Source organism: Acidobacteriota bacterium, assembly GCA_035471785.1.
GTDB lineage: Bacteria > Acidobacteriota > UBA6911 > RPQK01 > DATIPO01 > JANQFM01.
The window spans coordinates 1-12,102 of sequence record DATIPQ010000070.1 but is presented as its reverse complement, the minus strand read 5'-3'; the positions used below and the strand labels follow the sequence as shown (position 1 = coordinate 12,102).

General features: G+C 62.8%; 12 protein-coding genes and 1 pseudogene. 9 read left to right on the top strand and 4 right to left on the bottom strand.

What is annotated here, in order from left to right:
- Positions 1-49: 49 nt before the first annotated feature.
- From lgt to VLU25_10035, 3 genes are read left to right on the top strand one after another with little or no spacing between them, the layout of a single operon-like run.
- The gene (gene lgt, locus VLU25_10045) at positions 50-841 is read left to right on the top strand and encodes a prolipoprotein diacylglyceryl transferase (protein ID HSR68271.1); all 792 of its coding nucleotides are present in this window, start codon (positions 50-52) and stop codon (positions 839-841) included.
- Between the two features lie 15 nt (positions 842-856).
- Complete coding sequence (locus tag VLU25_10040) at positions 857-1,801, top strand: RluA family pseudouridine synthase (GenBank protein ID HSR68270.1); 945 nt, start codon at positions 857-859, stop codon at positions 1,799-1,801.
- 7 nt (positions 1,802-1,808) lie between these two features.
- Positions 1,809-2,759 (top strand): VWA domain-containing protein, encoded by a 951-nt coding sequence (locus tag VLU25_10035; GenBank protein ID HSR68269.1) that lies wholly within the window; start codon positions 1,809-1,811, stop codon positions 2,757-2,759.
- A 97-nt stretch (positions 2,760-2,856) separates the two neighbouring features.
- Here the strand turns inward: VLU25_10035 and VLU25_10030 are convergent, their stop codons facing one another.
- The 3 genes from VLU25_10030 to VLU25_10020 all read right to left on the bottom strand — a co-directional run bounded on the left by VLU25_10030 (position 2,857) and on the right by VLU25_10020 (position 7,495).
- Positions 2,857-4,683: a VWA domain-containing protein gene (locus VLU25_10030; GenBank protein ID HSR68268.1), complete on the bottom strand. Its 1,827-nt coding sequence runs from the start codon at positions 4,681-4,683 to the stop codon at positions 2,857-2,859.
- Positions 4,684-4,834: 151 nt separating this feature from the next.
- Positions 4,835-6,331: a tetratricopeptide repeat protein gene (locus VLU25_10025; protein ID HSR68267.1), complete on the bottom strand. Its 1,497-nt coding sequence runs from the start codon at positions 6,329-6,331 to the stop codon at positions 4,835-4,837.
- Between the two features lie 264 nt (positions 6,332-6,595).
- Complete coding sequence (locus VLU25_10020; protein ID HSR68266.1) at positions 6,596-7,495, bottom strand: hypothetical protein; 900 nt, start codon at positions 7,493-7,495, stop codon at positions 6,596-6,598.
- A 285-nt stretch (positions 7,496-7,780) separates the two neighbouring features.
- On the opposite strand from VLU25_10020, the gene VLU25_10015 reads away from it, so the two are divergent.
- The 4 genes from VLU25_10015 to VLU25_10000 all read left to right on the top strand — a co-directional run bounded on the left by VLU25_10015 (position 7,781) and on the right by VLU25_10000 (position 9,289).
- On the top strand, positions 7,781-8,074 hold the full coding sequence (locus VLU25_10015) for a hypothetical protein (protein HSR68265.1): 294 nt from the start codon (positions 7,781-7,783) through the stop codon (positions 8,072-8,074).
- On the top strand, positions 8,071-8,256 hold the full coding sequence (locus tag VLU25_10010) for a hypothetical protein (protein ID HSR68264.1): 186 nt from the start codon (positions 8,071-8,073) through the stop codon (positions 8,254-8,256). Before VLU25_10015 ends, VLU25_10010 begins: the two co-directional genes overlap by 4 nt.
- Before the next feature lie 104 nt (positions 8,257-8,360).
- The gene (locus VLU25_10005; protein HSR68263.1) at positions 8,361-8,894 is read left to right on the top strand and encodes a tetratricopeptide repeat protein; all 534 of its coding nucleotides are present in this window, start codon (positions 8,361-8,363) and stop codon (positions 8,892-8,894) included.
- Positions 8,895-8,929: 35 nt separating this feature from the next.
- Positions 8,930-9,289, top strand: coding sequence for a nuclear transport factor 2 family protein (locus VLU25_10000; protein HSR68262.1), 360 nt, complete (start codon positions 8,930-8,932; stop codon positions 9,287-9,289).
- Between the two features lie 8 nt (positions 9,290-9,297).
- Here the strand turns inward: VLU25_10000 and VLU25_09995 are convergent, their stop codons facing one another.
- Complete coding sequence (locus VLU25_09995; GenBank protein ID HSR68261.1) at positions 9,298-10,596, bottom strand: phenylacetate--CoA ligase; 1,299 nt, start codon at positions 10,594-10,596, stop codon at positions 9,298-9,300.
- Between the two features lie 224 nt (positions 10,597-10,820).
- Here VLU25_09995 and VLU25_09990 point away from each other — a divergent pair.
- Both VLU25_09990 and VLU25_09985 read left to right on the top strand, forming a co-directional pair.
- A pseudogene (locus VLU25_09990) lies at positions 10,821-10,901 on the top strand (PhzF family phenazine biosynthesis protein).
- A gap of 55 nt (positions 10,902-10,956) precedes the next feature.
- A complete protein-coding gene (locus VLU25_09985) occupies positions 10,957-12,093 on the top strand; it encodes a hypothetical protein (protein ID HSR68260.1) in 1,137 nt (378 codons plus the stop codon).
- Positions 12,094-12,102: the final 9 nt, after the last annotated feature.

Genomic DNA, 12,102 nt, shown 5'->3' with positions numbered 1-12,102 from the left:
CCGCCACCAGCCCGATGGCGTTACAATAAGCGGCGCAAAGGAAGGTGCCATGTTTCCCAAGCTCTTCGATCTCGGGCCGGTCCCCATACACACCTACGGACTGCTGCTGGCGCTGGCGCTGCTGATTTCGATCGAACTGATGGCCCGTCTGGGCGAGAAACAGGGGATCAACCGCACCAAGATCTGGGACCTGGGCTTCATCATCATCCTCTCGGCCCTGGTGGGAGCCAAGCTGCTCCTGATCCTGACCGACCTCGACCTCTACCTGTCCGACCCCGGACGCATCTTCACGTTGGAGTTCCTGCAAGCCGGGGGCGTTTTCTACGGCGGATTCCTGGGCGCCCTGGGGGGAGCCGCCTACTTCATCCGCAAGCACCCCGAGTTCACTTTCTGGAACGTCGCCGATCTGGCGGCGCCCTGCATTGCGCTGGGCCAGGCCATCGGACGCCTGGGCTGCTTCGCCGCCGGATGCGACTACGGCAAGCCCACCGACCTCCCCTGGGGGGTGACCTTCACCAGCGAATACGCGGCCCGCAACGTGGGCGTGCCGTTGCACGTCCCCCTGCATCCCAGCCAACTCTACGAGTCCGCGGCGGCCTTCCTGCTCTTTCTCTTCCTGCTGCGGACCTTCCACCGGCGCCACTTCCGGGGACAGGTCTTTCTGCTCTACCTGCTGCTCTACTCGGCGGCTCGCTTCCTGCTCGAGTTCTGGCGCGGCGACGCGGCCCGCGGACTCTACTTCAACGGGATCCTCTCCACCTCCCAAATCATCAGCCTGCTGCTCTTCCCGGCCGCCGCCTACTTCTTCTGGACGCGGCGCAAACGGCTGGGAGCGGCCTAAAGCGCCGAGGACGCCATGGACAACCCTTCGCCGTCGGCCTGGACCATCACGACCGAGGAGGCCGGAACCCGCCTCGACGTCTTCGTGGCCCAGCGCCTGGAGGATCCCAGCCGCAGCGCCGTGCGCCGCTGGATCGACGAGGGTCACGTCACCGTCGACGGAGAAAGACGCAAGGCCGGCCACGGCCTGCGCCGGGGAGAGGTGGTGAGGGCCGTCCCTCCGCCCGCGCCCCCTTCCACCCTGCAACCCGAGCGCATCCCCCTCGACATCGTTTTCGAAGACCCCGACCTGGCCGTCGTCGACAAGCCCGCCGGACTGGTAGTGCATCCCGGCGCCGGAAACCGCACCGGCACTTTGGCCAATGCCCTCCTCCATCATTTTCAGCAGGTCAGCCGCGAGGACTCGGCCCGTCCCGGAATCGTGCATCGGCTGGACAAAGACACCTCGGGACTGATGGTGGTGGCCAAGAATGAATCGGCTCACGAGGCGCTGGCGCGCCAGTTCAAGAAGCGCAAGGTGGAAAAGCACTACTTGGCGCTGGTCTACGGCCATCCCGACCCGCCTCGGGGCACCATCGAGGCTCCCCTGGGACGCGATCCCAACCAGCGCACCCGCATGTCGACCCGCAGCCGCAGGCCGCGAATGGCCGTGACGCGCTACCGTACGCTCGGCACCCACGGCCCCTTCGCACTGCTGGAGGTCCACCTCTACACGGGACGCACTCACCAGATCCGCGTTCACCTGGAACACATCGGACACCCCGTGGCCGGCGACCCCGTCTACAAGGCCAACCGGCCCTTTCCGCTGCGCGGCCTCAGCGCCCGTGCTCTGAAAGGACTGGAAAGGCAGTTCCTGCACGCCTCCCATCTGGCCTTCCGGCACCCCCGCGACGACCGCCGCTTGGAGTTCGACAGCGAGCTTCCCGATGAACTTGCCCGAATTCTCGAGCGTCTGGAATAATGTGGCGATGCGAAAGACGGTCGTAACCGCCTGTATTCTGATGATCGCCGCCTGGTTCTGGACCGCCGCGGCGCCCGGGCAAGACCCGCCCGGGGACGATCAAGGACTGCGCCTGGAAGACCAGGAGCCGATCAGAGTGGCGGTGGATGCCGTAAACCTCTATGTCACGGTCAACCGCAAAGAGGACGGCAGCTTCGTGGACGGCCTGACCCGCGGCGACTTCGTCGTCTACGAAGACGGCATACCCCAGGAAATCAGCAACTTCGCTCCCGAGACCGACCAGCCCTTGACCATCGGAATGGCTGTCGACACCAGTTCCAGCGTCCGCATCAAGCTCGATTTCGAAAAAGAAGTGGCTTCAGACTTCGTGCTCTCGGTGATGCGGCCCGGCGACCGCGCCCTGCTGGTCGAATTCGACACCGGCGTGACGCTGCTGCAGGACTACACCAACAATCCCAACGACCTGGCCCGCGAGATCGAAGGCCTGCGAGCCGGCGGAGGCACCTCCCTCTATGACGCCATCACCCTGGTGGCCGAACAGAAGATGCTCGACCTGGAGGGACGCAAGACCATCGTTGTGTTGTCGGACGGCGCCGACCAGACCAGCATCTCCACTTTCGATCAGGCCCTGCGCATCTGTTATGAGGCCGAGGCCACCATCTTCGCCATTTCCACCACCCGCTTGGGCGCCGACATCGACCATGAAGGCGACAACGCTCTCAAGCAACTGACCGAGAGCACGGGAGGAAAAGTCTACTTTCCCCTCTCGACCACCGAAATGGCGCTGGCTTTTCGCGAGATCAACGAAGCCCTGCGCAACCAGTACTCCATTACCTATACGCCTAAGAATCGCGAGAGGGACGGAACCTTCCGGCGCATTCAGGTCAAGATTCCAGGGCTGGACGGCGCGGTCATCCGCCACCGCAACGGCTACTTCGCCGACCCCCGCACTCCCTGAAAACCTGCGCGTTAGGCAGGACACGAGATCGGAAACTCGCCATGCACCTCTCTCACTGAGCGGGCAGCACGGCAAGCCCCGGTCCCCCAAGAAAGCGCTAACCGCCCATTTGGACCGGGCGGGTCAGGGAGGTCATCTGGCCGTAGGGTCCCTGGCGGACGACGACGATGAGCGTGTAATTGCCCGGCTTGACCTTGACCATTTCCTGCACTCCGGCGTAGCGGGTCTGTCGAAACTGCTGCAGCTCCTGGGCGCTTTGCTTGAGGTCGATCTTCTTGGCGAAGGTGAGCTTCTCGGTGGCCCATTTGCCCTGCTCGTCAACCAGGACGCCGAAAATCTCCACCGCACAATGGAAGCGGTCTCCCTCCTGAGAGAAGACCAGAGCCGAAGTGGGGACGCCCGTCAGCACCTCCAGCTTGCCGTCCTTGGGGGTAACTTCGACGGCGATGTCGAAGGTTTTGAAGAGGTGGGGATGAGCCAGAGCCTCATAGACTTGCTCTTGGCGCAGTTCCTCATCCGACTTGAATACGTAGCCTTCGCGGTAGCGCAAGCTGAGCCCAGGACGCTTGACCTTGACGTTGATCCTTCGAAACTCGGTCTTGCCCTTCTTCTTGCTGGGCTCGTAGGAAAGTAGGTAATAGCGCTGGGAGTCCCGGTAAGCGGCGTCGATGCCGCTTTCCAGGTCGTTCTGGTTCATGAATGTCAGTCCGCCCGTGGCGTCGGCCAGCGCGACCAGGAAGTCCTGAGGAACGGCGATATTGCGGTGGGCCAGATTGACCTGGTCGCCGCGGATGGAACTGATGGTTCCTCCTGAACCGGTCATCTCCCGCGAATCGCGGACGCCCGTGAGCAAACCCCTGGCATCCACCGCGTAGATGGAGACCTGGGAGCGGTTGGCCTGGTCGATGGCCTCGTTGATGGGCGAGGTGGTATCAACCCGCCGGAGGCGGGAGAGCACGGCGCTGATCTGAGCCGCCGTGTCGCCCGTGGGACGCCCGAGTTCAAAGCTGGCGTCGATGCGCCTTTGCAGCACGTCGCGGATCACGTTGTGCCCTCCCAAGGGATAACCCGAAGTGAAAAGCACCATCTGCTTGCGGCCCGGAAGCTGCTGCAAGTGGCGGCTCAAAAGTTCGATCGACTTGGAGGTCCGCTGCACTTGGCCGGCCAGAACTTCCAGATAGCCATTGCCCTCGGTAACCGCCTGGGCGGCCACCTCCAGGTGGTCTCTCAAAGAGCGTCCGGGCGTCCGCAGTCCCGTGAAGAGCGGCTCGATCTCTTCCAGGAAGTTGGTAAAGGAGAGCTGGCCGGCGATGTTGGAGGGGCGCACCCGTTGCAGGGATGAGGTGACGGCTTCGACGTCTCCCGTGAAGGGGTGGATGATTTGCACTCCTCCCCCCACCGTAGCCAGCATGAAGCGTGAGTTCTCAGCGAATTGGGACTCCAGCAGGTAAGAGGAGATGGCGCGGCTGACGAAGCCCAGGCTGGGGGGGTCCACGCTCCCCACGTCGATCACCAGCGCGATGGAAGCCGCTTCCTCCGCGGCGGCAGGGGCCGGAGCCGTGACAGGCGGAGCGGAAGCTGCTGCGCCCGATGACTCGCCAGCCTCATCAGGGCTGCCGACCAGTTCAAGGTAGCGGATGTCCTGCTTCTTCCCGTCTTCCTTGAGCTCGATCTCGTCGGCCTTCAAATCGGTGACGAAGCGTCCCTGATCGTCCACCGCGATGAGATCGACGATGACGGCATTGGAGCGGATTTTGAAGGCGATGGCCTGCCCCTTTCCGCTCTGGGACGGGTCTTGGGCGAGGGCCCGCACCGGCAACAGCAGGGCGGTCAACAAGAGTAAAGGCAGCAGTCCGCCGGCCCGGTAAAGGGAGGTCGGTTGCCGACGGGTTCTTGAACCAAGTCGGAGTGGTCTTTTCGGCATAAGATCACCATCGGAAAAGAAACGTGTTGGGTTCGTCGACTGTCTTGCTGCACACGCAACTCGCCCCATCGAGTTCCATCGAAGACAGTAGCGGTTAGTCTCCTCTTAGATTGAACAGGGCCGCACTTGGTTCAAGCGCACCTTCACCCGGTTACTGGTCACGGTCGATAACCGCCAGGATGGCCCGGGCGTTGTCTTTGTTGTCTTCGCTCTCGCCGATCTCCAGATAGCGCTCGAACATCTTGCGGGCCTTGGCTTTGTCCTCTTTCTCGTAGAAGTAGTAGACCCCCAGCTCGAAATGGGCCTCGGGATAGTCGGGGTTGATTTCCAGGATCTTCTCCATGACCCGGGCGGCCAGTTCAGCCTCGCCTCGGCGGTTGAAGTCCTGAGCCATTTCGAAGAACTTCTGCTCCGCTCCCTCCGGCTCGGCCTGAAACACCTCGTGATAGAGCTCGAGTCCTTCCTCGTATTTCTCGGCGGTGAAACAGGTGCGCGCCATTTCCCGCTTGATGGCCAGGGCGTCGTCGGGATTGGTCTCGACCGCTTTGGCGTAGGCTGCCAGCGATGCATCGTACTGCTCGCGTTGCGAATGAGTCTGTGCTTTGAGCAGCCAGAGCGGGCCGTGGTACTGCTCGTCTAGCGATTGCATGGCCTGCTCGATCTGCTGCAGTGCCGCCTCGTGGTTGCCCTCCTGATACTCCTTCTCGATGCCCTGAATGGTTTCTTGGGCCTCCAAAGAACGGCCCGATTCGAGGATGGCCTCGATCTGCCCCAGCAGCTCTTTGTAGGATCGGTCGTTGGGATTGATCTCGAGAGCCTTCTCGACGGCGGCTTTGGCTTCCTGAGTGCGGTCGGAATGAGCCAGCGCGATGGCCTGGCTGTAGTAGACGTCCGGGTTGTCGGGCGCCATTTCGATCATCTCTTGCAGCACCGGCAACGCATCTTCATAGCGCCGTTCCTTCATCAACTCGTGCGACCTCCAGGCGATTTTCTGGAAAGGTATGCTCTGTTTGACTTCCAGCACTTCCTGACGCCTCTGGCTCATGTCTCCGACTCCCAGTTTTTGGAAGATTTCGAGCAAGTCGAGCGCCTCCTGAAAAGTCGCGTCGGCCTTCTCCCATTCCTGGCTGTTGAGCTGGGCCAGCCCCAGTTGAATGAGGCCGTCGGGACTGGCGGGCATGATCTCGAGGGCCTTGTTCAGCTTTTCCTTGGCCGCGTCCATTTCTCGTTCGCGGATCAGCTTGGCGCCGTCAATGATCAGTTGATTGACCTCCTGCTGGATGCTGGGATCCTCCAAATAGAGTTTCTTGTCCGGACTTCCAGGCTTGAGGGTCATGTCCACCGTCATCTCGCCCTCGCCGCTGAATTCGAAGACGTCGCGAAGACCGGGGTCGTAACCGTCCCCGCGGGCGATCACCCGATAGTAGCCTTGCTCGGCGTTCTTGAATTCGGCTTCGCCCCGCTTGTTGGTCTTGTTCTGCTTGACGTAGCTGCCGGCCGGCTGCCGCACGATGACCTCGACTCCCTTGATCGGCTGCCCCGCCTCGTCGACGCAGCGCACCTGAATGACGCCCTTGGCGAGGACCCAGCCAAAGGTCAGGCAAGCTACAGATGTCATGGCTAAAAAGCGTCCCGTTATCGATCGCATTCACTATCCTCCCGTTTTCCTGGATTTCGCATCCCTCGACCTCTCGTCATCGGCGGCCGGAAGACGGATTCAATGTCTGTTGGCCCTGTGCAGGCCGCCCCAAGCCTACCACGGCCCGGCAATTGTACCCCAGCCGGAAGCGAACCGTCCCGGACCGGCTGACCGGGGTTCAGGAGCCGGTTTTATTGGAGTCCGGCCGGGTGGACGGCAGAGGAGCCCACCAAGGCGGCCACGGCCAGGAACCGGACGGTCATGGCAGCTTAGCTAGGATTCCTCGCGCTGGCTGCCCAACAAACGGCGGGCAGCATTCAAGGCGGACTGCAGATAGGCCTCGGTCTGTTCAGCCTGCTGCAAGCGGCCGGTGGTCTTGACCAGATGCGAGCCGGCCAGCACGGCTCCGAACCACCCTGATGTGTGCCAGTGTCCCTGGCCTTCCAGCGGGGGCAGTTGGGAGACGTCCTCGAAGCTGGGGAGGGGATAAGGGTTGAGGTACCAGTAGGGCTCGGGATAGGAGTCGTCGCCGGGCGTCATGCCGGCCCCGATGGAGGGCGCTTCCTCGGAGGGCAGGGTGGGGTCGATGACGATGAGGAGTCCGATGTCGAAATGGTGGGGCCACACCCGCACCGGAACGTCTCGGTAGCCCGCAGCCATGCCAGCGAGAGCCCGGTGGGCATTGGCGTACCAACGGCTCAGTTCGCTGCGTTCGGCTTGGCCTCCGGCCGAAAAGGGCACGCCCCGCGCGACGTCATGTTCAGGGATGTCATATCCCGTAGGCGTCAGCGGACGCATCTTGCCGCCGCCATGGGATGCGACCTTGGCGGCCAGCCAATCCATGGCTTGATCGACACGCTGTCCTTGAAGAGGAAGCTCCTCCAACACCTTGCCCTGATCATCGCGCAGCAGCAGCGTCAGCGAGGGCACCCGCAGCGCCGCCTGCAACCCCAGTTCGGGAACGACGTGTCCGGCCAGCAACGAGCCGTCCTCGACCCACCCCAGGTTGGGATGGCTGTCGTCAGGACGCGGCTCCAGATAAGTCTTGCCCAGCGCCGCGACAATCTGAGCGGCGTGATGCAGTTCCAACCGCGCCGCCGCCAGTTCGCGGGGAGAGATATCGCCCAAGACTTCCCAGGACTGCTTCCAATCAGAATGCTGCGTGCGGCCCATTCAGGCATCTTGCCTTCATCCTGCACCCTTGGCAAGTCGGCCGTCCGGCTGGCATGGGATGGAGGCCTGGAGGCCGCCCGCCGGCGGACCTGGCTGCGCCTTCACCCCTGGCACCGGCCTGGTGGGAGGCGCATCCTTGCGGCGATGGAGGTAATGCTGCAAGACGGCTGCATGGGGAAGTCGGCTGGCTTTTTCACAAACAGGTCAACTCCTGAGAGCCGATAGCCCGGCCTTGTGGCATTATTGCTTTGGTCGGGAGCCGCTCAGAATATAGGGATAAGAGTCGTGAAACCGAGCGTTTCGTTAAGGGCCAAGGTCCTGCTGGCCTTGGCTTCCGCGGCCTTCTCGCTGGGCTTGACCGAGTTGCTGCTTCGGATTGGCGGCTACGATCTCAACCCCAGTCCCCAGTGGCGTTATCACGAGGTTTATGGATGGACCTCTGATCCCGGCGGGCTCTCCATGGCGGGGCAGGCGGTGGAAGGCGTGCTTCCCTCGGGATTCCGCCACCGGGTCGAGTCCGTTGCCAAAGGGCCCGGAGTCAAGCAAGCCCGCCGAGCCGGCCTCGAATACCCGGCGTGATCTACTCCCTCATCCCCCGCCAGCATCAGCCGGAGGCGGTTCGCCGGTCCTGGAGAGCGAACGCCCTCATCTTCGAGCGCTTGCAGCGGCAACTGAGGGAACGGGACATACCGCTGATCGTACTGGTGGCGCCCTTTTCACAGACCTTGCACGTCCGCTGGCCGTCAACTTCAGCGAGTTGAGAATCGAAAGCGAGCCGGAGAATGTACAGCCCGGGGAATAGCGCGCTAGGATAAAGGGGTCGGCAACTCCGAGGGGGCAGCCCAAAGCCCGATCATGGAGACAGATGGACAACATCAGGAAAGTCATCGAAAAAGCCTGGCAGGCCCGCCGCCTGGGACGCCTCGAAGACGCGGAGCGGGGCCTGCTCCGGGCCATCGAGATGAGCCGCCAAAGCGGTGCCCGCGTTGACCTGATCCGCGCCCTCCACTCGCTGGGGCAGGTGATGCGCGACTTGGGCCAAAGCGAGCGCGCCTTGCCCCTGTGCCAGGAAGCCGCGGATTTGAGCCGCCAGGAGGGAGACGACCTCTTGCTGGCCCACACGGTGAGGCATCTCGGAGACCTCCACCGCGAGGCCGGACGCCTGGAGGAGGCCGACTCCTGCTATCAGGAAGCGCTGACTCTCTACGGTGGCGCAGCGCAGCCTCCGCCGCTGGCTCATGCCAACGCTTTGCGTCCGGCGGCCCTTCTCAAGGAAGACCAGGGAGAGGTGGAAGCGGCGCGGCAGTTGTGGTCGCAGGCCCGGCGCCTCTATGAAAGCGCTGGCGTAGCCGCAGGCGTGGCCGAGTGCGAAACCAGGCTGTCGCAGCTTGGAACCTGAGTCCGTCCCAGGAGCCCCAAAGAGAGGAGAGACAGGTGGAATTGAAGAGCCTGGTCAGAGAGTGGTTTGACAAATGGAGGGAGGGCGACTACCTCCACTTGCCCGTATCCGATGATTTCAAGCACACCAGCCCTTTCGGCACCGTCGACGGCAAGGCCGCCTACCTCGAGTTGGTGAAGACCAACCAGGACAAGTTCACCGGCTACCGCTTCGAAATACACGATGAAATCTATGACCAGGGCAAGGCCTGCGTCCGCTACACCGCCGTTCAGGGCGATTTCAAGCTCGATGTGAGCGAGTGGTATTACCCCAAGGGCGACGCCATCGGAGAGATCATCGCCTACTACCACATCGGCGAGATCCGCCAGGAGCGAAGGCTGGAAGGCCAGAAGTAGCGGACGCTTCAAGCCGGGCGGCGGTCATCGACTCGGGAGAGCTTGCCGCCGCTGCTGCGGGGAACCTGGCCAGGCGCGGCGATTTCGACGCGGAAGGTGAGTCCGAGGGTGCTTTTCAGCCTGGACCCCAGGCGTCCGACCAGTTGGCTGCGGGCGGCCTGGGGAAGGTTGGGCGCAGGCTCGACACGCAGGGTCACAAGGTCTCGCGACCCCTCGCGGCTGAGCACCAGTTGGTAGTGAGGCGTCAGTTGCTGGAACTCGTGCAGGACCTCCTCCACCCGCGAGGGGTAGAAGTTGACCCCGCGTACGATCAGCATGTCGTCGCTGCGTCCTCGCACGGGCGCCATGCGGACGTGGGTGCGTCCGCAGCGGCAGGGTTGGCGGTTAAGCGAGGTGATGTCTCCCGTCCAGTAGCGCAGCAGGGGCATGGCCCGCTTGGTGAGAGTGGTCAGCACCAGCACGCCTTCCTCGCCGTCGGCGACAGGGGCCCCGCTGAGGGCGTCGAGAATCTCCGGGTAGAAGTGGTCTTCCCAGATGTGGCTGCCGTTTCGCTCCTCCCGGCATTCCTGCGAGACTCCGGGGCCGATGATTTCGGAGAGGCCGTAGAGGTTGGTGGAGCGCAGTCCCAGTCCGGCGTCCACCTGGGCGCGGGTGGCTTCGTTCCAGGGCTCGGCGCCCATGACGGCGATTTCCAGGCTGAGTTCCTGGGGCGAGCGTCCGCGGTCGGCGAAGCGCTCGGCCAGGGTGAGGGCGTAAGAAGGGGTGCAGGAGATGACCTGGGGCTTGAAGTCCTCGATAAGCGTCATCTGGCGGTCGGTCATGCCTCCGGAAACCGGCACCACCGTCATTCCCAGCCGCTCGGCGCCGGCATGCAGCCCCAGGCCGCCCGTAAAGAGTCCATAGCCGAAGGCGTTGTGCAGCGTCATTCCGGGACGCGCGCCCGCCGCATAGAGGGAGCGGGCATTGACTTCTCCCAGCAGTTGCAGGTCTTCCCGGCTGTAGCCCGAAACCGTGGGCTTGCCGGTAGTGCCGGAGGAGCAATGAATGCGGGCGATGCGCTCTGCAGGCAGCGCGAACATCCCGAAGGGATACTGGCCGCGCAGGTCGTCCTTGCGGGTGCAGGGCAGCTTGGGGAGATCATCGACCGAGCCGATGTCCTCCACCTTGAGTCCCGCCTGACGGAAGCGCTGGCGGTAGAAGGACACCCGGTCCGCGCGCCGAACCATTTCGATCAGCCGCGCGTCCTGCAGCTTGCGCAGCTCTTTCCGCCCCAACCTTTCAACTTGAGCAAACTCGTCAAAGCCCATTCGGTTCCTCAGATTTAAAGGACCGCAGGATACTACCACTTGGCGCTCTTTGCGTTGCAATGAGGCGTCGGCATAAGAATCATTCCGGGCGACTCGCGATTCAAACATATTCATTTCATAATCGGCTATGCCAGAATAGATGCTGACAGCGGTTCGCCGGAAGGCGAGGAGCCAGCGGTCAGGAGTTGCACGCATGAAGAACGCCCGAGTCCGGTCAGGCCCGCAAGGTGCGCATCTTCACGCCCACGCGAGAGGTTCCCTTGGCCGGAGACCCCAACATCGGGACCGCCTTTGCTCTGGCCAGAGCCGGAGAATTCGATGTTGAATAGCTGCTGCTGAAAGGCCCATGGGAGGTCCGGCATGCGTGAAATCCCGTCGTTCCCAGGATCGCTGGAAGAAGCCCATCCTCCGCACCTGGCCGCGTTTGATGCCGCATTCCGCCAGGATGGGGGGCGGTTAAAGGAGCGGGATGACCTGATGCAATGGTATCGCCTTCGATACTGGCATTACGTCAAGGTACTTCGAAAGTCGCCGTTGCACAAACCCTTCCTGGAACGCTTTCATTTTGACCTGGTGGCAAATGAACATCTCAATGCCACCGCATCCCGTTACGGAGGCACGCACCTTATCGGTTTGAATGTCGGCACAATCCTGAACCTTGAGACCTTCTTCTCGATGCTCCTATCTCATCCCAAGGTGCTGCCCGAGGTCGGCGATTGCTCAAGGGAGATGCAGTGGATCTCATCCCTTTCGGCCTGCGACTGGCGGCAGCCCTGCAAGACGGCCCTCAAAGGAGCCGCCCTGCTGCAAGAGCCGCCGAGTTCTTTCCCTTTGGATGAGGCCCGCAGGTTATACGCCCACCGTCTCGCTATCCTGTCCGTGGACTTCGTTTTCTTTCACGAGATGGGACATCTTGCCAACGGACACATCGAGTTCCTCGAGACCCGGGGCAGGGGAGCCGCACTCAGGGAATTGGAGTCCGGAGGCCCCCCAGCGGCGGACGAGGCACTCGACCTGCAGGCCTTGGAGTTCAACGCCGATTCTCATGCCATCCTCGTGCTGACGAGGGACTGGCTTCGCCTCCCTGAGCGACTGGATGCCGCAAACCCATTCGAAACCGCAACCGAGGCCATCGAGTCGCTGGCCTTGGCTGCCGTTGCGGTGTTTCTGCTATTCGACCCGCTGGCGACGCGAATTCGGGACTACGGCCGGGCCGCCCATCCGCACCCTGCGGTCCGCCTCATGAATGTCGGCCTGATGATGTGGTCGGCGGCTAAGAAAGCGGCCCCCAGCGGTCTGGAGCGGGTCCAAGCGGCTTGGCTGCTTGGTCTGCAGCGAGCCGAGGCCATCTGCACCGAACTGCAGGTTGGTTCAGCGGTCTGGAACGCGATCGACGTCGAGTCGGCAGCCGTCAGCGCCGAATACCAGCGGATAGCGAGTCACTTTCAAACCCTCGATCAAGCCCTCCGGCCGGACCTCCGGAGGCATCGCAATTAGCAGCAACGT

Bases quoted from the DNA above. Each gene is read 5' to 3' on its own strand.
- lgt (HSR68271.1), top strand. From the start codon at position 50: ATGTTTCCCAAGCTCTTCGATCTCGGGCCGGTCCCCATACACACCTAC.
- VLU25_10040 (HSR68270.1), top strand. From the start codon at position 857: ATGGACAACCCTTCGCCGTCGGCCTGGACCATCACGACCGAGGAGGCC.
- VLU25_10035 (HSR68269.1), top strand. From the start codon at position 1,809: ATGCGAAAGACGGTCGTAACCGCCTGTATTCTGATGATCGCCGCCTGG.
- VLU25_10030 (HSR68268.1), bottom strand. From the start codon at position 4,683: ATGCCGAAAAGACCACTCCGACTTGGTTCAAGAACCCGTCGGCAACCG.
- VLU25_10025 (HSR68267.1), bottom strand. From the start codon at position 6,331: ATGCGATCGATAACGGGACGCTTTTTAGCCATGACATCTGTAGCTTGC.
- VLU25_10020 (HSR68266.1), bottom strand. From the start codon at position 7,495: ATGGGCCGCACGCAGCATTCTGATTGGAAGCAGTCCTGGGAAGTCTTG.
- VLU25_10005 (HSR68263.1), top strand. From the start codon at position 8,361: ATGGACAACATCAGGAAAGTCATCGAAAAAGCCTGGCAGGCCCGCCGC.
- VLU25_09995 (HSR68261.1), bottom strand. From the start codon at position 10,596: ATGGGCTTTGACGAGTTTGCTCAAGTTGAAAGGTTGGGGCGGAAAGAG.
- VLU25_09985 (HSR68260.1), top strand. From the start codon at position 10,957: ATGCGTGAAATCCCGTCGTTCCCAGGATCGCTGGAAGAAGCCCATCCT.